This window comes from Agrobacterium tumefaciens str. B6 (assembly GCF_001541315.1).
GTDB lineage: Bacteria > Pseudomonadota > Alphaproteobacteria > Rhizobiales > Rhizobiaceae > Agrobacterium > Agrobacterium radiobacter.
In genome coordinates this window covers 77,366-96,802 of sequence record NZ_LMVK01000010.1, presented here as the reverse complement: position 1 = coordinate 96,802, position 19,437 = coordinate 77,366, and the positions used below count along the sequence as shown (strand labels likewise).

Annotated in this window: 17 protein-coding genes; 10 read left to right on the top strand and 7 right to left on the bottom strand. The window is 60.4% G+C overall.

Going from position 1 to position 19,437, the window contains the following annotated elements; translation table 11 throughout:
- Nucleotides 1-4: 4 nt before the first annotated feature.
- A complete protein-coding gene (gene recX / locus ASB65_RS09455; RefSeq protein ID WP_060723790.1) occupies nucleotides 5-595 on the top strand; it encodes a recombination regulator RecX in 591 nt (196 codons plus the stop codon).
- Between the two features lie 3 nt (nucleotides 596-598).
- Here the strand turns inward: recX and ASB65_RS09450 are convergent, their stop codons facing one another.
- The 6 genes from ASB65_RS09450 to ASB65_RS09425 all read right to left on the bottom strand — a co-directional run bounded on the left by ASB65_RS09450 (nucleotide 599) and on the right by ASB65_RS09425 (nucleotide 7,767).
- A complete protein-coding gene (locus ASB65_RS09450; protein ID WP_060723789.1) occupies nucleotides 599-997 on the bottom strand; it encodes a c-type cytochrome in 399 nt (132 codons plus the stop codon).
- 97 nt (nucleotides 998-1,094) lie between these two features.
- A complete protein-coding gene (locus tag ASB65_RS09445; protein ID WP_003508463.1) occupies nucleotides 1,095-1,622 on the bottom strand; it encodes a DUF992 domain-containing protein in 528 nt (175 codons plus the stop codon).
- Between the two features lie 247 nt (nucleotides 1,623-1,869).
- Nucleotides 1,870-2,679 carry an ATP-binding cassette domain-containing protein gene (locus ASB65_RS09440; protein WP_060723788.1) on the bottom strand — a complete coding sequence of 270 codons (810 nt, stop codon included), beginning with the start codon at nucleotides 2,677-2,679 and terminating at the stop codon, nucleotides 1,870-1,872.
- Between the two features lie 30 nt (nucleotides 2,680-2,709).
- Nucleotides 2,710-4,677, bottom strand: coding sequence for a Fe(3+)-hydroxamate ABC transporter permease FhuB (gene fhuB / locus ASB65_RS09435; protein ID WP_060723787.1), 1,968 nt, complete (start codon nucleotides 4,675-4,677; stop codon nucleotides 2,710-2,712).
- A complete protein-coding gene (locus tag ASB65_RS09430) occupies nucleotides 4,674-5,576 on the bottom strand; it encodes an iron-siderophore ABC transporter substrate-binding protein (RefSeq protein WP_019566562.1) in 903 nt (300 codons plus the stop codon). The genes fhuB and ASB65_RS09430 overlap by 4 nt, the downstream gene beginning before the upstream one ends.
- Nucleotides 5,577-5,604: 28 nt before the next feature.
- Nucleotides 5,605-7,767 (bottom strand): TonB-dependent siderophore receptor, encoded by a 2,163-nt coding sequence (locus ASB65_RS09425; RefSeq protein WP_060723786.1) that lies wholly within the window; start codon nucleotides 7,765-7,767, stop codon nucleotides 5,605-5,607.
- A 156-nt stretch (nucleotides 7,768-7,923) separates the two neighbouring features.
- Here ASB65_RS09425 and ASB65_RS09420 point away from each other — a divergent pair, with 156 nt between their 5' ends.
- The 5 genes from ASB65_RS09420 to ASB65_RS09400 all read left to right on the top strand — a co-directional run bounded on the left by ASB65_RS09420 (nucleotide 7,924) and on the right by ASB65_RS09400 (nucleotide 13,268).
- Complete coding sequence (locus ASB65_RS09420; protein ID WP_003508453.1) at nucleotides 7,924-8,838, top strand: LysR family transcriptional regulator; 915 nt, start codon at nucleotides 7,924-7,926, stop codon at nucleotides 8,836-8,838.
- Between the two features lie 224 nt (nucleotides 8,839-9,062).
- Nucleotides 9,063-9,326, top strand: coding sequence for a spike base protein, RCAP_Rcc01079 family (locus ASB65_RS09415; RefSeq protein WP_003508451.1), 264 nt, complete (start codon nucleotides 9,063-9,065; stop codon nucleotides 9,324-9,326).
- A gap of 198 nt (nucleotides 9,327-9,524) precedes the next feature.
- Nucleotides 9,525-11,192 carry a phosphoethanolamine transferase gene (locus ASB65_RS09410; protein ID WP_060723785.1) on the top strand — a complete coding sequence of 556 codons (1,668 nt, stop codon included), beginning with the start codon at nucleotides 9,525-9,527 and terminating at the stop codon, nucleotides 11,190-11,192.
- A 65-nt stretch (nucleotides 11,193-11,257) separates the two neighbouring features.
- Nucleotides 11,258-11,911 (top strand): response regulator transcription factor, encoded by a 654-nt coding sequence (locus ASB65_RS09405; RefSeq protein ID WP_003508448.1) that lies wholly within the window; start codon nucleotides 11,258-11,260, stop codon nucleotides 11,909-11,911.
- A gap of 19 nt (nucleotides 11,912-11,930) precedes the next feature.
- The gene (locus tag ASB65_RS09400) at nucleotides 11,931-13,268 is read left to right on the top strand and encodes a sensor histidine kinase (protein WP_060723784.1); all 1,338 of its coding nucleotides are present in this window, start codon (nucleotides 11,931-11,933) and stop codon (nucleotides 13,266-13,268) included.
- 67 nt (nucleotides 13,269-13,335) lie between these two features.
- On the opposite strand, the gene ASB65_RS09395 is transcribed toward ASB65_RS09400, so the two are convergent.
- Nucleotides 13,336-14,640, bottom strand: a complete 1,305-nt coding sequence (locus ASB65_RS09395; RefSeq protein WP_060723783.1) for an MFS transporter — start codon at nucleotides 14,638-14,640, stop codon at nucleotides 13,336-13,338.
- 292 nt (nucleotides 14,641-14,932) lie between these two features.
- Between ASB65_RS09395 and ASB65_RS09390 the strand changes: the two genes are divergently transcribed.
- From ASB65_RS09390 to iolG, 4 genes are all read left to right on the top strand, one after another.
- Nucleotides 14,933-16,042, top strand: coding sequence for an RHE_PE00001 family protein (locus ASB65_RS09390; protein ID WP_020809210.1), 1,110 nt, complete (start codon nucleotides 14,933-14,935; stop codon nucleotides 16,040-16,042).
- Nucleotides 16,043-16,292: 250 nt separating this feature from the next.
- Nucleotides 16,293-16,523 (top strand): helix-turn-helix domain-containing protein, encoded by a 231-nt coding sequence (locus ASB65_RS09385; RefSeq protein WP_020809209.1) that lies wholly within the window; start codon nucleotides 16,293-16,295, stop codon nucleotides 16,521-16,523.
- Nucleotides 16,524-16,753: 230 nt separating this feature from the next.
- Nucleotides 16,754-17,998, top strand: a complete 1,245-nt coding sequence (locus ASB65_RS09380; protein ID WP_003508438.1) for an adenylate/guanylate cyclase domain-containing protein — start codon at nucleotides 16,754-16,756, stop codon at nucleotides 17,996-17,998.
- Between the two features lie 240 nt (nucleotides 17,999-18,238).
- On the top strand, nucleotides 18,239-19,231 hold the full coding sequence (gene iolG, locus ASB65_RS09375) for an inositol 2-dehydrogenase (RefSeq protein WP_060723782.1): 993 nt from the start codon (nucleotides 18,239-18,241) through the stop codon (nucleotides 19,229-19,231).
- The last annotated feature ends 206 nt before the right edge of the window (nucleotides 19,232-19,437 follow it).

Below are 19,437 nucleotides of genomic sequence, written 5' to 3'. Positions count from 1 at the left end.
CGGAATGAACGATGATTCCAGCCCTTTCCTGACCGACGATATGGCCCTGGATGGTGAAACGCCGGCCGTTGAGCCCACCAGCCGCATGCAGTCCTGGGCGCGCAATTCCGCTCTCTACCGGCTGGAACAGCGCATGATGACGGAAAAGCAGCTGCGCGACGCCATCATGCGCAAGGCGCGGGAAAAATTCGAGGATATCACCCCGGCTCAGGTGAAGGCGCTCGGCGAATTTGCCGTCACTTTTGCTTATGGCATCAAGGCGCTCGACGACACCGCCTATGCGGAAATTGCCGTGCGGAGCGGCCAGCGCAGCGGCAAGTCGAAACGCGGGCTCGCGCAGAAACTTCAGATCAAGGGTATCACCCGGGAAACGGCTGCAGTCGCGCTGCAGGAAACCAATGATCTGGTCGCCGCCGTCATCTTTGCACGCAAGCGCGCCTTTGGGCCTTTTCGCCGGGTCGAACTGGATGAAAAACGCAAGGCCAAGGAATTCTCCGCCTTCGCCCGCAACGGCTTCAGTTTTGAAATCGGCGCAAGAGTGATGGCGATGACGGCGGAGGAGGCCGAGGAGATTATCGCCGAAGCACCGCTCTGACACCTATTGCGGCATGGGATGGGTTTTCAGATAGGCGATCAGATCGGCTATATCCGTTTCGCTCCAGAGGCCGAAAAAGCGCATCGCATTTCCCGGGATAGCCTTCTTCGGGCTGGAAAGGAATTTTTGCAGTTCCTCCTCAGACCATACCCGGTCAGCCGCACCGGCATCCTTCAGCGCCTGCGAATAATGGCCGTAATCAGCCACGGAAGCCATCGGCCTGCCCACCACGCCCATCAGATGCGGCCCCATGCGGGTGCGCGGCGTGTCAACGCTGTGGCAGGTGGAGCAGCGGCTGAAGACCTTCTCGCCATGGGCCGCATCGCCCTCGGCAAAGGCGCTCGACGCAAGCAGGAGGAAAAACGCGGTCGCCGCAGCAGCTTGTTGGGAGATGAAAATCATGGTCCGGATAATACAACGCCCTCTCCGTCTGACAACGAAGAGGGCGTTTTTTGACATGCGACAGAATGCCCGGTCAAAACACCGGGCATTTCGCCGATCAGTTCGTGGCCGTCAGCGTCACGGACGTACCGGTGGCAGCGAGGTTGAGGCCAACCTGGCCGGTCACGCTGACCGTCTGCAGCTGGATGGAGCCGGAAGTGCCGCCAACGAGAACGTTGGTGCCGACGCCGAGACCGACGGTGACTTCAGCCGTAGCGCCCTGATAAAGGCCGCCCAGCGAACCGCGGTGGTAACCGGCGGTCGGGGCGAAAACGGCCCAGACCAGACGGCCCTGCGTGGTGAAACCGAGGTCAACGCCCATCTTGCGGATGGCGCCGGAGTAATGGTCGGTGCGACGGGCGCCCATGGTGGACTGGAAAGTGCAATCCAGTTCCTTGGCCGAGCCGAGAACGTAACCGACGCCGCCGCCGATATCGCAGGTGAGGTAACCGATCTTGACGCCGTTGCGATCGTCCTGCTCCTGCGGAGCCGGCTCATATCTTGCAAGGTCGGCAGCGAGGGCGGATGCGGTTCCGCCAAGGCCCATCGTCAATGCGGCAAAAGTTACGGCAACAGCCTTTTTCATCTGATTTTCTCCTGTTTTATTCCTACCCGCAGCAGCCCTTCTTGCCCTCTCCGGATATTGAATTCCGCACTGTTAACGTTTGTTCCCTGAAATCGATCCAAAACAACTTAATTGGAGGCGATGAAAGCGGAACGGTTAACAGTGTCTGATGGCGGTAGGATGCCATTAAGACATTGTTAGGGCGGGAAATGCGTGCGGAATCGCCATCAACAGCCAGCGTTGCCGGCCGTTGTTTTGCTGCAACAACTCAAAGCGGCAGGGCGACGGGAAAGCCGGTGGCGGCATGGGTCATGACATCCATGCGAACGCCATAGATGCGCTGCAACGTCTCCGGCGTCATGATCTCCTGCGGCGTTCCCCGTGCGATAAGCTGGCCGGAATGAAGCGCAACGATCTCATCGCAGAAGCGTGCTGCCATGTTGACGTCATGCAGCACCACGATGACGCCAAGACCCTTTTCGCGCGACAGTCTCTGAACCAGCGAAAGCACTTCGATCTGGTGCGCCATGTCGAGTGCGGAGATGGGTTCATCGAGAAGCAGGCTTTCAGCGTTCTGGGCCACCAGCATGGCAAGCCACACGCGCTGGCGCTCGCCGCCGGAAAGCGTATCGACCAGCCGATCGCGGAAGGCGACGGTATCGGTAAGCTCGATCGCCTCGTCCACCTTCTCCTGATCCGCCTTGCTAAATTGCCCGAGCGCCCCGTGCCAGGGATAACGGCCGAGCGCCACCAGCTCCTTGGCCAGCATGCCGGAAGCAGCCGGCGTATATTGCGGCAGATAGGCGAGCTTTCGCGCAAATTCGCGATTGCCCCAGGCGCCGAGTGATTTTCCCTCGAACGAGACCTTGCCCGCCGTCGGTTCCTGAATGCGTGCGAGAATCTTGAGCAGCGTCGATTTTCCCGAACCGTTATGACCGATCAGACCGATGGTCTTGCCGGTCGCAAAACTTGCCGTCAGCGGGTGCAGCAATGTCCTGCCCGGCACTTCCATCGTGACGCCATCAAGAGAAAAAAGCGGGATATCGTCGTAATCGACGGCAAGTGCTGCCTCACCCATGGTTCTCATCTCCGTAAATGTTCAAATAAATCATTGGCGCCTGCCTGAAAGCCAGATCAGATAGGGCGCGCCGGCCAGAGCCGCAAAAAGCCCGAGCGGCAGTTCATAGGGAAAGGTCACCGTTCGCGCCCCGAGATCGGAAAGCGCCATCAGCACCGCGCCGAACAGGAAAGAAGCCAACAGATGATCGCGCGGCGTGGTGAAGCCGGCGCGAAGCGCAATATGCGGCGCCATCAGCCCGACGAAGCTCAAGGGACCGACGAGCAGCGAGGCGGCCCCCGTGGCGATACCCGCCACCGCGATGACGGCGATACGCGCCAGGCCGAGCGGCAGCCCGAGCGAGAGCGGCACATCCCGGCCAAGCGGCAGGATCGTCAACCAGCGCGTCACCGACAGGGCAGTCGCCAGAAGCACGATGGAAAGAATGGCGAGAAAGATTGCCGAAGCCGGTGTCGCGGTCGAACCAGAGCCGCTGAGCCAGGCGAGAATCTGCCATGCCCGCTGGTCACCAATCGCAAGCAGCGCCGAAAGCACCGCCGAGCAGAGCGAACTGATAGCAATGCCGGCGAGCAGGATTTTTTCTGGCGCCAGATGCCGGCGTACGGCAAAGAATAGCACAAGGATCATGACGGCCGCCGAGCCGATGCCGGCGCCGCAAAACAGCTCGAACAGACCGGCCGCCGGGAAAATCGTGATGGCGGCGGCAAAACCGAGACCCGCGCCGCCGCTGACGCCGATGACCTCCGGGCTTGCCATCGGATTGCCGGTGAGCCGCTGCAAAAGAGCCCCCGCCATGGCGAGAAGACCGCCAGCGGCGATGGCCGCCATCAGCCGGGGCCAGCGGAAGGGCAGAAGGCTTTGCAGGTCACCCGCCCCCAGCATCGTCCAGCCCTGAGGCCCCCTGCCGATGGCGAGTGCTGCAAAGATCAGCGCGGCCATGACGATGAGCATCGGCAGCAGGGCCGTAAACCCGCGCCTTGTCGCGAGATCGACGCCTTCGCCGCGATGCACGTCGGTCGGCCGGATTTTCGGCAGCAGCCACAGAAGCAGCGGGCCGCCGATCAGGGCCGTCACCGCTCCGGTCGGGAAAACTTCCGCCGTCTTGTTTGCCAGAAGTTGCACGATACCGTCGCAGAACCAGAGCAGCAGGCCGCCCAGAAGCGGGGAAACGAAGAGCACCGAAGAAGAGCGCCGCACGCCAAGCGCCCGGGTGAGCGCAGGGGCGGCAAGGCCGATGAAGCTGACGAGGCCAACCGCCGAAGCGACGAAGGCGGCCAGCATGACGGCGACGGCGGCGACGGCGAGCCTGATCGAAAACAGCGATACGCCGAGCGATCGCGCGCCGGAATCGCCGAGACCGAGAACCGTCAGCGGCCTAACCAGCAGGCCCGTCAGGACAAGCCCCACGAGAAGCTGAAAGGTGAGAGACAGGGCGTTCGACCAATCCTGCTGGCTGAGCGAGCCGCCATTCCAGACCACGAGCGACATCAGATATTCGCCCTGCGCGAGCGTCAGCGCCGCGGAAACGGATGCGGCGGTGATGCCGACCAGGAGCCCTGCCACCACCATGGTTACCGGTTCGAAGGAGCGTCGCCAGCCAAGCAGGAAGACAATACCGGCGGCAGCGGCAGCGCCGGCAAGCGCCACCAGTGCGCGGTTGCCATCCAGCACCGAGGGAAAGAACAGCGTGGCGATGACGATGGCCAGTTGCGCGCCAGCCGAGATGCCGAGCGTCGAGGGATCAGCGATCGGGTTGCGCAGCAATTGCTGAAAAAGCGCGCCCGAGAGACCCAGCATCGCGCCCGCCAGAATGGCGACCGCCACACGCGGCATCAGGCTGAAAGCGAGGATGACCTGATCCATCGACATGGCGGCGGCATCAAAAGGCAGGCCGGGCCACGCACCGAAAGGCAGCCGCAGCAACCCGGCATGCAGGGAAAGACCGCAGGCCAGAATGAACAAAAGCCCGAAGAAAAGCGGGAGAGGCCGCGCCGTCACAAGGCTTCTCCCCGTGCCAAGAGCGCTTCGGTCAGAAGCCTCGCGAAACGCATGCCGGCGGTGATGCCGCCATAGGGGCCGACATTGGCAAGCGTCACCACCCGATTTTCCCGAACGGCAGGCAGCGCGCGCCAGATGGCGCTGTTGCGCAGAGTTTCCCGCGCCTCCACCGGAATATCGGAGACGATGACGATGCGCGCATCGGATGAGGCGGCGAGGTTTTCAAGCGGCACCGGGGCCGCGAAGGTGAATTGCGACCGATCCACCCAGGCATTGGTCAGCCCCAGACGGCCAAGAACATCCCCGAACATGCTATCCGCACCAAAGGCACGAAAATGCCGGGCGTCGCCTATGTTGATGACATAGGTCGGCCGTGCGGAAAACCCGGCAAGACGGGCCCGCATGGCGTGCAGTGCCGCTTCCGTTTCACCCAGAACCTTGCGCGCCTCTTCGGCCCGCCCGAGCTTTTCACCAAGCGCGGTGACCGCCGCCAGCGCCTTTTCGAAAGGCGGCTCACCCTTCACGTAAAAGGGCAGTGAAAAGACGGGGGCGATCGCTTCCAGCCTGCCGGTATAACGTGTGTAGAAAGGCGAAATCAGAATGAGCTCCGACCGGGTGAGCTGCAGAAGCTCGAAATTCGGAGCGCCGCGCAGGCCGAGATCGGCGACGGTTTCAGGGATATCAGGCTCGACCGCGCCGGACCGGAACTGGATGAGTTCGGTCGCCGCCACCGGCATGACGCCGAGCGCCACAGATGTTTCCAGCATGGCCCAGTCGATGGCGGCGATGCGCGGCGTCACTGCTGCCCGCGCCTTGCCCGCAAGAGCCGAGGCGGCGAGCAGGCTTAAAAATTCCCGCCGCCCCCAGAGGGGGGAAATCCATCGATCCTTACGCGTCATGCCCCTGCTGCTTCACTTTAATATGGCGTTACCAACGGTAGGTCAGCTTGCCCATAACGGTTCTGCCGTCACCGTAATAGCATCCGAAAGTGGAGCAACTAGAAATATATTCTTTATCAGTCAAGTTTTGCACGAGAAGCGAGGCGCGGTAGCCGTTCTTCTCGTAATGCACGCCGAGATCGAGCAGGGCGAGGCCCTTCATTTCGAAGGCATTGGCCGCATCGCCATAACGTTTTCCGACATAACGGACACCGCCGCCAATGCCGAAACCTTCAAGCGCCGTATCTTCCGGGAAGGTGTAGTCGAGCCAGAGGCTGGCGGCGTGCCGGGGCGTACTATCCAGTTCCTTGCCGTTGTTCACACGGCCGGAGACCTCGCTGTCCATGTAGGTATAGGCCGCCCGCAGGTCGAGCCCGTCTGCAAGGCTTGCGACGCCTTCCAGTTCGAGGCCCCTCACATGCGCCTCGTCCATCTGCTGCGTCACCCCGCCCACCGTCGTCGTGACGTTCTTCTGTTTCAGATCGTAGATCGCCGCGGAAAAGAAACCGTCAAAGCCCTCTGGCTGATATTTGATGCCCGCTTCCCATTGTTCGCCCGTGGTCGGTTTCGGCGCATCACCGACAGCCGGCTGCGGCACCGGCTCGAAGGAGGTCGCGTTGCCGACATAAGGCGCGATGCCGCCATCGAAGAGATTGCAGACGCCGACACGGCCTGTCAGCTTGTGGTAGTCCTTGTGGAGCGTGCGGTAGGTCGTTCCGTTGAACGTCGTGCCGCCGGTGCTTGCCCAATCCTGCCGCAGACCGGCGGTGACCCGCCAGTTCTCAAAAGCCATCTCGTCCTGCGCATAAAGACCGATCTGGGAAATATCCGTCTTCACATCGGCATAAAGCGTGCGCGAGGTGAGGCTGATCGGCCCGCCATAAACAGGATTGACGGGATTGAGCGGCGTCGCGGCCCAGAACTCGGTTTTGACGTTATTGTCGAAATAGCGGTAATCCAGCCCGACAAGCAGGGTGTGGTCGACTGGCCCCGTGGAAAAATCCGCCTGCAGGCTGTTCTCGATGTTGAAGGTGTTCAGCAATTCATCCTGGAACGTCGCATTGCGGCGGATAAGATTGCCGATCATGCCGCCGCTGGTCGAAGACATGCCGAGCGCCCGGTAGGACCAGTCGAAATTGGAATAACGAGCATTTTGCCGGAAGGTGAAGGTCTCATCGAAACGGTGCTCGAATTCATAGCCGATATTGGTGAACTTGCGGCTTGAGGTATCGAAAGAGGGATCGCCGACATAAAAGCTGCGATCCAGCATATTGCCTGGTCTCAGATAGGTCAGCGCCGGCGGCAGGCCAGACGGCGAACTCGGATTGTCGTGCTGATAGGAGGCGAGAACCGTCAGTTTCGTATCCTCGTCGGGCTGCCATGTCAGCGCCGGGGCGATGAAATAACGGTCATTCTGCAGATTGTCCGTCTGAAGATGGGCGTTGCGGGCCACACCCGTCAGGCGATAGGCAAAACTGTCGCTATCCGCGACCGGCCCACCAATATCGAACATCGACTGGTAATAATCGAAGCTGCCGATCTGCGCTCCGACTTCGCCGAAACGCTCGAAGGTCGGCCGCTTGCTGATGAGATTGATGAGACCGCCGGGATTACCCTGACCGTAAAGCACCGAGGCCGGCCCGCGAATGACTTCCACCCGCTCCAGACCGTAGACCTCATAAGACGGCGCACCGGCCGTGCGCATCAGCCGCAGACTGTTGAGAAACTGCAGCTGGTTACCCTGAAAGCCGCGAATGCGCGGCGCATCGAAACGTGGATCCGCCCCAAACGGCTGCGCGACGACGCCAGGCACATAATTCAGCGCCTCGCTGAGATTACGGACATTCTGCGCATCCATCTGATCCCTGGTGATGACGGAAACCGATTGCGGCGTCTCGATGAGGGATCGCCCCGTCTTGGTGGCGCTGGCGCTGGTTTTTGCCACATAGCCCTTCACCGGCGCCTTGGGGTCCTGATTTTTCGCGCCGTCCACGGTGATGGTCTGCAGCACCGTCGTTCCGGCTTCCTGCGCAAGGGCAACGCCGGAGGTCACGAACGCCACATAGGCGATGGCAGCGCAACCGCCCGCCAGAATGGAAATGTGTTTGGTTTTTCCCTGCACGCCAAGACCCTTCATCAACCGCGCCGCCATGAGACGGTTATTTTTCTGGAGAATTTAAGTCATCTTATTACGCAAGGAGCAGATTGTGATCCAATAAGTGAAACTGGATTTTTTCAGAACTACTGATTATGAAAATTCTCACGGATAATAGCTTGGAATTATTCAAATCCGTCAGGAAAGGCCGTGATGATGGGCAGGAAACCGGCAAACCGGGCGGACGCGTTCGAGCTGCGGCACCTGCGCTATTTCACCACGCTGGTGGATGAGCGAAATTTCGAGCGCGCCGCCGCCCGCCTCGGCATTGCCCAGCCGGGTTTGAGCCAACAGATCATGGCGCTCGAGCAGATCGTCGGCATGCCGTTGCTTGACCGGACAAGGCGATCGGTGAAGCTCACCACGCCCGGCCAGCTTCTTTATGAGGACGCCCGCAAAATTCTCGCCAATGCCGAGGCGACACTTGCGGCGCTCAAACGCGTCGATCGCGGCGAGACGGGCCGCATCTCCATCGGTTATGTCGCTTCGGCCGCCTATTCCGGCCTGATGATCCAGTCCATCGCCAGTTTCCGCGCCTCCCATCCCGACGTGGAATTGCAGCTCATCGAGATGGAAATGCGGCTGCAGCTCGCCAAGATCGCCGACGGCAACCTGGATTTCGCCTTCATCCGCCCGCCTGCGCCCGTTCCGGAAGGCGTCACAACCCATGTGGTTCTGCGCGAACCGCTGGTGGCCGCACTTCCTGAAAACCATCCGCTGGCCTTTGCGCTGCAGCTCGATCTCAAGAATCTTGCCGACGAGACCTTCATCACGCCGCGGCAGCCGCCGGATGTCGGCTTTCATTACAATACGATAGAAGCCTGCAATGAGGCCGGGTTCCAGCCGACGATCAGCCCGGAAGGCCGGGATTACACCACCATTACCAGCATGGTGGCGATCGGCCTCGGTGTGGCGCTGGTGCCGCGCTCGCTCGATTGTCTGCGGTTGCCGGGCGTGCGCTACGTGCCGCTTGCAGCGAGCGCCACGACTTCGGACCTCGCCATCGCCCACCGGAAAACGGAAGCCTCTCCCGCAGTCAGGGCCTTCATTCTCCATACCCGCAATTGACGCGACAGCACCCGTGGACGAAAAAACCGTCATCATCCGTTTACGCGGCATCGGCGGCAACAGGCCAGGCGACGCAACCGCATGAGATTACGGAAAGAATGCGCTCTTTTCGGCAAACCGGAAGCAAGGCCTAAATCCCGTCCGGATATTTTCTGTTCCCGCTTTTCCCCGCAGCCGCGGCGCAACGCATAATCGCGGCAGATTTCGATTTACGGGAGACAGCAATGGCTGAGACTTACGAACACCACGCCGCAGGCCTCGAATCCCCGGCATCCCATGCTTTCGAGGTTGTTCCTGATGATACGAACCCGCTTCCTTCCCCCACGCGGGCCATCTATGTGGGCAATGGTGGTCATCTCTGCCTGACCCTGCTTTCCGGCGCGACGGTGACCTTCCAGAACCTGCCCGCAGGCAGCCTGCTGCCGGTCAGGGCCACCCGCATATTTGCAACCCGCACCACCGCCACAGGCATTCTGGGGCTCAATTGAGCGCTCCATCGCCGGCTGATCTCCTCGATCTGAAACGCAGCCCTCGCCAGACACCCACCAAGGAGTGTGACACTTTCATGACAAGCTTTCAGGTTGATGTCAGCAAAATGAAGCATCCGCCATTGATCGGCCCATGCGGCAGCTTGGACAGCGGCGTTCCCGCCCCTTTTTCGTTGCCGCCGGCCTATCGGAAATCTGGTGGATCTGGCAGTGGCTCTTTTTACCGCGAAAGCGACGGGAACAATAACGTATCGTCCGGAGATCGGCAGCGTGCCACTCAGCCTGCTGACGGCGGCCTATCTGCTGTTTTTCACGAACCGGACATTCTGGTCGAAGGTTCACACCTATCTTTCCGCCTATCCGGTTGCCATCGTCGCGCTTTACGTTGCCATGGCCGCCCTTCTCGGCGCGCTCATCATCATTTTTTCCGCCAAATATGTCATCAAGCCGTTTGTGATCTTCCTGATCTTCGCCGCGGCGGCCGCTTCCTGGTTCATGGATCGTTACGGCATCGTCATCGACAGCGACATGATCCGCAACGCCATGGAGACGACACAGGCGGAGGCAGGCAATCTCATCACGCCCGGCTTTCTCTGGCATATGGCGATTTACGGACTGGTGCCGTCCCTCGTCATCATCGCCGTCCGCATCAGACACCGGCAGATCCTCGACAAGCTTTTGTGGAACACGATCAGCATCCTGATCTGTCTCGCCATCGCCGGCATCATCAGCTTCGCCAATTCCAAGACGTTCACCACCGCCGTTCGCCAGCACAAGGATATCGTCAAGAGCGTCAATCCATTGTCGCCGATCCTGTCGGCCGTCCATTATTTCACACTGGCCGGCAAGGAAGTCGATATTCAGGTCACGCCGGTCGGCAGGGATGCGAAGGTTCTCCCGGCATTGGGCGGGGTCCACAAACCCCGCATCACCGTTATCGTTGCGGGTGAGACGGCGCGCGCCGCAAACTTTTCCCTGAACGGTTATGGGCGTGACACCAATCCCGACCTCGCAAAACGCGGCGTGATCTATTTTCCGAACACCACCAGTTGCGGAACCGCGACGGCAATTTCCATTCCCTGCATGTTCTCGAAATTCCCGCGTTCGCAATATAGCCACAACAAGGCGCTCGCCAATGAAAACGTCATGGATGTCCTCGTCCATGCCGGCATTGGCGCCACATGGCTGGACAACAATACCGGCAGCAAGAATGTCGCCGACCGCATTGCCTATTTCGACCTGCCCTCCACCAATGACAGCCGCTTTTGCACCGGCGGAGAATGCCGCGACGATATCTTTTTCGACAAGCTCGACGCCTGGCTCAATAACGTCACCAAGGACAGCGTCATCGTGCTGCATCAGATGGGCAGCCATGGGCCGACCTATTATCTGCGCTACACCGACGAGTTCCGCAAATTCACCCCGGATTGCCGCACGGCCGAGCTTGGCAACTGCTCCGATGCGGAGATTGTCAACTCCTACGACAACACGCTTCTTTATACCGACCACTTCCTTTCGACCGTGATCGACAAGCTGAAGGCCCGTTCCGACAGGCTGGCGACGGGCATGATCTATGCGTCCGACCACGGCGAATCGCTTGGCGAAAACGGCGTCTACCTGCATGGCGCGCCCTATCTGCTAGCGCCCGACCAGCAGACCCATGTGCCGTTTCTCGTCTGGTTCGATGACGACTTCGCCAGATCCATGGGGCTGGATAAAGCCTGCCTGGCAAAAAGCGCGGCAGAGGGCGGGCGCTCGCACGACAATTATTTCCACAGCATCCTTGGAATGATGAACGTCTCCACTTCGGTCTACGATCCCTCGCTCGATGTATTCGGCGGCTGCACCCAGCGCCAGAACAGCTGAAACACCGTGCTTGACGCTTATCCGGAGAAAGAGATACGCAGGACGAAGCGATAGAGGGAGCTGTCTTGCGGGTTCTGCTTGTTGAAGACGATCATGTGCTGGGGGAGGCGCTGCGAGACCACGTCGCCGCGGCGGGTCACGCTGTCGACTGGTTCAAGACGCTGGGCGACGCCATGGCGGCGACGCTGACCATGGCCTATGGCCTGATCCTGCTCGACATGCGCCTGCCGGATGGCGAAGGCATCACCCTTTTGCAAACCCTGCGCAGGCGCGACGACGCGACACCTGTCATCATTCTGACGGCCCATGATCAGGTCTCCGACCGGATTGCCGGGCTGAATGCCGGGGCGGACGACTATCTGGTCAAGCCCTTCGATCTCAACGAGCTTTCAGCGCGCATGCTGGCGGTCTCGCGCCGTTATGAAGGGCGCTCGGCCCCCGTCATCCGCCTGCCCGGCATCGAGATCAACCAGGTGGCGCGCAATATCACCGTTGACGGAACGGCGCAGACGCTGAGCGCCCGGGAATGGGCCGTGCTCGAAAAACTCGTCGAACATCCCGGCGCGGTCGTCTCGAAAGCGCAATTGCACGACACGCTTTACGAATTCGGCGCGGAAATAGAAAGCAACACGGTCGAGGTCTATATCAGCCGGCTGCGCAAGAAAATCGGCCATGACCGCGTCGAGACCGTGCGCGGCGTCGGCTACACCATCAGGTAAGAACGGCAGGCAGGCAGATATGGCCAGACCGACCAGCATGACCCGCAAACTCGTCACAGCGCTGACGAGCGTTGTCGCCATATCCTGGCTTCTCGCCTGCGGATTGGGCGTCATGGTGATGCAGGACGAATTCGCCGAGATTTTCGACGCCGGTGTTGAGGAAACCGCGGAAAGGCTGCTGCCCCTGCTGGTGGACGACCTCAGGGAAAACAATACCGCGCCTGCCGCGCAAAAGCTCAACCAGACGTCGGAACGGGCGGAGTATCTGACCTATCAGGTTCGCGACCGGGAAGGACAGGTGGTGCTGCATTCGCATGACAGTTCGACGGAGCCTTTCGAGGTCTCGCTCGAACCCGGTTTTTCCGAAACCGCGACCCAGCGCATCTTTACGGTTGCGACACCGGACGGCAATTATTTCCTGCAGGTCGCCGATGCCTTCGCCAATCGCCGCGAGGCGATTGAAGAGGCGGGCCCCGCGCTGCTGCTTCCCGTTCTCATCCTCATTCCCGCCAGCATTTTCGCCGTCATCGTCGTGGTGCGCAGGACACTGCGACCGATACAGACCCTGCGCGACGACATCAGCAAGAAGGATGGCGGCAATCTCGCACCGCTGCCAACACAGCCCTTTCCGGCCGAACTCCATCCCATCGCCCGTTCGGTCAATCTGCTGCTCGGGCGGTTGCGATCGGCAATCGAGGCGGAACGGGAATTCACCGCCAACAGCGCCCATGAATTGCGCACGCCGATTGCCGGTGCCCTGGCGCAGGCGCAGCGGCTCCATGCCGACATCCCGCCGGAACTGGCGCCGCGCGTGGAAAATATCGAAAAATCCCTGCAGCATCTCGGCCATCTCGCCGAAAAACTGCTTCAGATGTCGCGGGCGGAAGCAAGGATCGGGGTTACCGACAAGGCGAACGATCTCATTCCCGTTCTCGAACTCGTCATCGACGATATGATGAGAACGGCAATCGGCTCATCCCGCATCCGCTTCACCAATCGCTGTGAAGGCGGCCTGTCCTGCAGGATAGGCGCGGATGCCTTCGGCATCATCATCCGCAACCTCCTCGAAAACGCGCTGATCCACAGCCCGCCGGAAAGCCCCGTGCAGGTCGTCGCCGAAACAGACGGCACGATCCGCGTCGTGAATTCCGGCCCGGCAATCGACGGGGCGCTCCTACCCAAGCTGACGACGCGTTTTACCCGAGGCCAGACCGCGGCTGATGGCACCGGGCTCGGCCTTGCCATCGTCAAAAGCCTGGTGGAGCAGACCGGCGGAGAGCTGGTGCTTTCCTCTCCGGCGCCGGGCCGGCAGGACGGTTTTGAGGCCCGCATCGTCCTTCCGGTCGAAGCCGCCTGAATGCGCTGAAAACAAAAACCCCGCCGGGAAGGCGGGGCTTTTATCGGTTCGGATAGAGCGGAGGGGCTCAATCCTCGTGGATATGGCTGTGATCGCGCGTATCGCGCATCTTCACATAAACCACCAGCGACAACGCGATCATGATCGTCACATACCAGAAGAACCAGTTTTCGTGGCCGATCTGCTTGAATTTCAGGGCCACGAATTCCGCCGTTCCGCCGAATATGGTGTTTGCCAGCGCATAGGGCAGAGCCACGCCAAGCGCGCGGATATGGGCGGGGAACATTTCCGCCTTCACCACCGCATTGATGGAAGTGTAGCCGGTAACGATCAACAGACCAACCAGCACGAGGGCGAAAGCCATGATCGGATCGGTCGTCGTCGAAAGCGTGCTGAAGATTGCGTAGGTGAACAGCGTGCCAAGAATGCCGAAGCCCACCATCAGCGGCTTGCGACCGATCTTGTCCGAAAGCGCGCCGGCAATCGGCTGGCACAGCATGAAGACGAAGAGCGCAGCCGTGGTAATTTCGGTGGCGCTTTCCTTGCTGAAACCTGACGTGTTGACGAGGAACTTCTGCAGATAGGTCGTATAGGCATAAAAGGCGAGCGTGCCGCCTGATGTCAGCGCCATCACCATCAGCGCTTCCCTCGGATAGTGCTTGAACAGCGCCCATCCGCTGGATTTCGGCTTGTCGGCGGCTCCGCTCTTGGCGTTTTCGAAGGACTGCGTCTCGGCAAGGCCACGGCGGATATAGAACACCGCGATCGCCAGGATGCCGCCGATGAAGAAGGGAATGCGCCAGCCCCAGGAGCCAAGCTGCTCCGGTGTCAAGGCCCGCTGCAGCACCAGAAGCACCGCCAGCGCCAGAAGCTGACCGGAAATAAGTGTCACATACTGGAAGCTGGAGAAGAAACCGCGGCGGTTCTTTCCGGCCATTTCGCTGAGATAGGGCGCGCTCGCGCCATATTCGCCACCAACGCTGATACCCTGTAGAAGGCGGGCGAAAACCAGAATGGCCGGTGCGGCAATGCCGATCGTCTCATGGCCGGGCGTGATTGCGATCAGCAGCGAGCCGAGACACATCAGCGTGACTGACAGTGTCAGGCCGGCCTTGCGGCCCTTGCGGTCGGCATAGGTGCCCATGAACCAGGCCCCGATGGGCCGCATCAGAAATCCGACAGCGAAAACGGCGGCCGCACTCAGGAGTTCGGCGGTCTGGTTTCCGGAAGGGAAAAACACCGGCGCGAAATAAAGGGTGAAGGCCGAATAGACGTACCAGTCGTACCATTCGACGAGGTTGCCCGCCGATCCGCCGATAATGGATTTCAAACGGGTTTTCTGGTCCGGTGCCGTGGCAGGACCATTTGCCATAATATTCACGGGTAAACTCCAATTCATCTTCGTCTGGAGATGGAAGGGCGAACGGAAGGTGTGATAATTTGTCGCTCTCGGTGGGGGTATATACCCGTCATATTGCAGTGCGCAAGTTTATACCGCATCGCAATATTGCCGAGGAAACAGTCAGGGCTTCCAAGACCCTCGTGGCTCCCGACCTTTAACCACCGGTCTTCTCGTCGGATTTTGGGTAGACACCGCGAAAGTAAAAAGCGCCCCGACTGTGATCCGCCTTGTAAGCCGCCCGCGCTCAAACTAAAAAATATCAATGATTTACGATATATCGGACATCCAGATCGAAAAGCTCCTCATTGCCGCCGCCCGTGCCGGCGAGGCGCTGGCGCGGCTGGACGAGCGGATCGATCGGTCACCGATGAAACACGGCTTCATCGAAAGGCAGGATTTCACCGACGCCATTTCCTCTATGTGGGTGGATGGCGAACTCGTCCATATGGAAGATCTGGTGCTGCATGACGCGCATATGGATGTGCGCGCACCGACCCATGAAATGACGGCGGCACACCGGATTCTCCGTTCAAGGCGGCTGATCTTTTCCAATGCCGCCGGCTGGGCCTTTACCGCACCGGGTCTTGCGAGGCTCCGCGGCAGGGCCGCGCTTGCCGAAGAGGCAGCGCCCCCTCGACAAACGCTCGATCACTCCCTTGATGAAGAAGCCGACGTGGAGGGAGAAACATCGCTGGATGGCGCTTTTTCCGAGCTGGACGCGCTTCTGGCGCGCAGCGCCGCAACGCTCGATGCGATTACCACCGGCAACGCGCTTCCGACGATGCACCGGGAGGAAAGCCATGCGATCATCAACGAACCCGACTGGGACGAGGATGAAAGACTGAAAGAATGGTGGGAGGTGCATGCACGCACAGAGGAATTACCCGCAATTCTTCGCACCGCCATCCTGCTCGACGCCTGGAACATGATCGAGGTGCTGCAACGCAGCCCCTGGCTCGGCCGGCTTCTGGCCTCCGCTTTCCTGCGCGACGGCGCCGTGACGCCCGATCACCTGCCGGCGCTGAGCGCCGGTCTTCGCGCGATCCCACGCGAGCGCCGGCACGCGAGACACCAGACGCAGCGCCTTATCGCCCTTCTCGACAGCTTCTACGAAGCGGCACAGGCCGGCATGAAGGAACATGACCGGCTGACCCACGCGCGCGACCGCATGATGCGCAAGCTGGCCGGCCGGCGTTCCTCCTCACGTTTGCCGGAACTCGTGGAGCTTGTCGTCTCCCGGCCGGTGGTCTCGGCGGCGATGATCGTCAAGGAACTCGGCACCACGCCGCAGGGCGCGATCGGCCTCGCCAACCAGCTGGAATTGCGGGAAGTGACGGGTCGTGGCCGGTTTCGCGCCTGGGGCATGCTGTAGCGAAAGCCGCCCTAACCCCCGCGGAAACCCCGAAAAACGGCATTTTTTCGGCCTTTTCCCGGCAAGACGCGCCGCAGGAATGCAGCGATCACGAATCTTAACAAAATTTAACTATTGCGTAGGTGGATGAAGCCGCTATGTTCCTCGCTGCGTTGCAACACCGATTTCTTCTCCGGCAACGCGGTCGCATTCGGCCCGGCAACTTTTCTTTGCCGCCCGCATTTAAGTGTCCACCATCAGGGAGATGCAAATGACAATTTCAGTCTCACAACCCGATTCCGATCACGAAACCGATGCTCCTTTCGCCAAAAAAGTCCTCACCGCTCGCAATCTCGCCGGATATACGGTCGAGCAGCTTGCCGTGACCTGCGGTCTGACCACCAGCGAAATACGCGCCCTGGAAGACGGCACAGACAGCGATCCGCTGCGCATCAGGCGCGTTGCCGCCGCACTGCATATTCCCGTCGAAACCGTTATCTGATCCCTCTAGCGATCACCAAAAATCTCAGCGCCGCCGGTGGACAATGTTCCCGGGAACATCCGGGCGGCGCACTTGGCCTGATGCCGCCAATCCCCTCCGGAACATTTTCCGCGCCCCTCTTAACATTTTCGTTATCCGGCACCACATGGGGTTCACGAGCGACCATGTTCGGCCGAGTTCGACATGTGCCCTGCCCGTGCGAGAGCAGCAACAACCTCCGGAATCCTGCCATGACACTAAGTCTCGACACCGAAGAACGCGTTTCTTCAGCACTGGATGAATTGTGGCCAGCGGAAAAGACGGAAATTCTCGACTGGCTCATCACCGGCACCAAGGACGAGCGCTTTATCGACGAGATATTCGTCGAGCTCTGCAGCAGGCTGCGGGCGAGCGGAATTTCCGTGGCGCGGGGCGTGCTCGCTTTCCGCATTCGCCATCCGCAATGGCTTGGCGCGCGCATTCTGTGGAAAGCCGGCCTGTCCTCCGCCGAGATCGCCACCTATGGCTACGGGTCGGAAAATACGCCCGAATATCTCAACAGCCCCATCAACGACATTCATCAGGGCGCCACCGAAGTTCGCCACCGACTGAACGGAGAGGAGATCGATGAACCCGGCTACACGATCTACGAAGACCTGCGGGCCGAAGGGCTGACGGATTATTGCGCCTGGCCGATCGAACACACCTTCGGCAAGCGCCATGTCGCCACATTCTCCAGTGACCGGCCCGGCGGTTTTTCCGACAGCGAAATCCTCGCCTTGAAAAACCTGCTTCCGGCGCTCGCACTCGTCAGCGAAATACGCCTGAAAAACCGCATGACGCGCACCCTGCTGGAGACCTATGTAGGGCCGCATGCGGGCGAAAAGATCCTCAATGGCGCAACGACGCGCGGCAGCGGCATGACGGTGGGCGCGGCGATCCTGATCTGCGACCTGCGCAATTTCACCCATATTTCCGACCTCTGGCCGCGCGACGATGTCATCGAGCTTCTGAACGGTTATTTCGACGCCATGTGCGATCCCATCGAGGAATTCGGCGGCGAAATCCTGAAATTCATGGGCGACGGGCTGCTGGCGATTTTCCCGCTCAGCGATCCCAAGGCCTGCGAAAACCTGCTGAAAGCCATCGCCAGCGCCCAGAAAAGCCTCGTTGCGCTCAATGAAATCAATCGTCGGAAGGGCCACGATTCCCTGGGTTACGGCATCGGCGTGCATGTCGGTGATGTCATGTACGGCAATATCGGTTCGAAAACCCGCCTCGATTTCACTGTCATCGGCCCCGCCGTCAATATTGCCTCGCGGCTGGAAACACTGACCAAGGAGACCGGGCGCAACGTGCTTTTCTCCGAAGAATTCGTCCGCATGGCAGGACATCAGGAAAAGCTCGAAAATCTCGGCCCATGGCTGCTGCGCGGACTGGAAACCCCGGTCGAGGTTTACGCGCTTCCGCCAGAGACGAACATAATCTCCGACTGAACGGGTCGCCTTCACCCACCTTGCTCCACCCCGCACGGCTCCTTCTGACGGAGGTGACGCTTTGTTGCGGGCGCCTTTTCGGCGATGCCGTTTCCGCTGTTCCGTCCCCTCTCAAAACGCTTGACACATCTGCGATGTCGATCTAGCAAAATAGAACATATATTCCATATCGAAACATTGCTTGCATTCATATTCTGTCTTTCCGGGAGTGAGGGACGGGTGTGAGAAACCGGAGGAAAGATGGTTACGAAATTGGCACTGCTCGGCGCTGGACGGATCGGCAAGGTCCACGCCAAGGCGATCACCACCGACAGCCGTGCGCAGCTAGTGGCCGTTGTGGACGCCATGGCCGGTGCTGCGGAAGCAATCGCCCGCGAAGCGCAGTGCAAGGTCAGCACGATCGATGAGGTTCTGGCCGACAAGACGATCGATGCCGTCATCATCTGCACGCCGACCAACACCCATGCCGACCTGATCGAGCGTTTCGCCCGGGCCGGCAAGGCGATCTTCTGCGAAAAGCCCGTCGATCTCGATGTTGCCCGCGCGGAAGCCTGCGCGAAGGTGGTTGAGGAAACCGGTGCGAAGGTGATGCTCGGTTTCAACCGCCGTTTCGACCCGCATTTCCAGGCCGTTCACAAGGCCATCGAAGATGGCCGCATCGGCAAGGTGGAAATGGTGACCATCACCAGCCGCGACCCCGGCCCGCCGCCGGCTGAATATATCAAGGTCTCCGGCGGTATCTTCCGCGACATGACCATTCATGATTTCGATATGGCCCGCTTCCTGCTCGGCGAGGAAGTGGAAAGCGTGTTCGCAACCGGTTCGGTTCTCGTCAATCCGGAGATCGGAGCGCTGGGTGATTTCGACAGCGCCAGCATCATCCTGACGACGAAAAGCGGCAGGCAGGCGATCATTTCGAACTCTCGCCGCGCGACCTATGGTTACGACCAGCGCATCGAAGTGCACGGCTCGCTCGGTTCGGCAGCGGCCGAAAACCAGCGCCCGGTTTCCATCGAAATCGCCAATGCGGAAGGCTACACCCGCCCGCCGCTGCATGATTTCTTCATGACGCGTTATACGGCGGCCTATGCCGCGGAAATCACCGCCTTCATCGACAGCATCGAAAACAATGTCGCGCCCTCGCCTTCCATCAAGGACGGGCTGGTCGCGCTGAAGCTGGCCGACGCCGCGCTGAAATCCACCGCTTCGAAGGCGGCCGTGAAGATCGGCTGAAGCCACAACCGAGACGCTGTGCGTCTTGCTAAACCCTCTGTCCGCCGCACAATTGTTGACGGCGGCCAGCCGTGCCTGGCCCAAGGCCCTCGGCAGCAGGCCCACATCATCCAAGCTCCACGTCAACCTGCAGCGCGTCGCACCTCTCAGATCTCACAATAGGCTGGCGCACCCACCGCCCTCATTCCTGTGCTCGTCACAGGAAC

Bases quoted from the DNA above. Each gene is read 5' to 3' on its own strand.
- recX (WP_060723790.1), top strand. From the start codon at position 5: ATGAACGATGATTCCAGCCCTTTCCTGACCGACGATATGGCCCTGGAT.
- ASB65_RS09450 (WP_060723789.1), bottom strand. From the start codon at position 997: ATGATTTTCATCTCCCAACAAGCTGCTGCGGCGACCGCGTTTTTCCTC.
- ASB65_RS09445 (WP_003508463.1), bottom strand. From the start codon at position 1,622: ATGAAAAAGGCTGTTGCCGTAACTTTTGCCGCATTGACGATGGGCCTT.
- ASB65_RS09440 (WP_060723788.1), bottom strand. From the start codon at position 2,679: ATGGGTGAGGCAGCACTTGCCGTCGATTACGACGATATCCCGCTTTTT.
- ASB65_RS09430 (WP_019566562.1), bottom strand. From the start codon at position 5,576: ATGACGCGTAAGGATCGATGGATTTCCCCCCTCTGGGGGCGGCGGGAA.
- ASB65_RS09425 (WP_060723786.1), bottom strand. From the start codon at position 7,767: ATGGCGGCGCGGTTGATGAAGGGTCTTGGCGTGCAGGGAAAAACCAAA.
- ASB65_RS09420 (WP_003508453.1), top strand. From the start codon at position 7,924: ATGATGGGCAGGAAACCGGCAAACCGGGCGGACGCGTTCGAGCTGCGG.
- ASB65_RS09415 (WP_003508451.1), top strand. From the start codon at position 9,063: ATGGCTGAGACTTACGAACACCACGCCGCAGGCCTCGAATCCCCGGCA.
- ASB65_RS09400 (WP_060723784.1), top strand. From the start codon at position 11,931: ATGGCCAGACCGACCAGCATGACCCGCAAACTCGTCACAGCGCTGACG.
- ASB65_RS09395 (WP_060723783.1), bottom strand. From the start codon at position 14,640: ATGGCAAATGGTCCTGCCACGGCACCGGACCAGAAAACCCGTTTGAAA.
- ASB65_RS09390 (WP_020809210.1), top strand. From the start codon at position 14,933: ATGATTTACGATATATCGGACATCCAGATCGAAAAGCTCCTCATTGCC.
- ASB65_RS09385 (WP_020809209.1), top strand. From the start codon at position 16,293: ATGACAATTTCAGTCTCACAACCCGATTCCGATCACGAAACCGATGCT.
- ASB65_RS09380 (WP_003508438.1), top strand. From the start codon at position 16,754: ATGACACTAAGTCTCGACACCGAAGAACGCGTTTCTTCAGCACTGGAT.
- iolG (WP_060723782.1), top strand. From the start codon at position 18,239: ATGGTTACGAAATTGGCACTGCTCGGCGCTGGACGGATCGGCAAGGTC.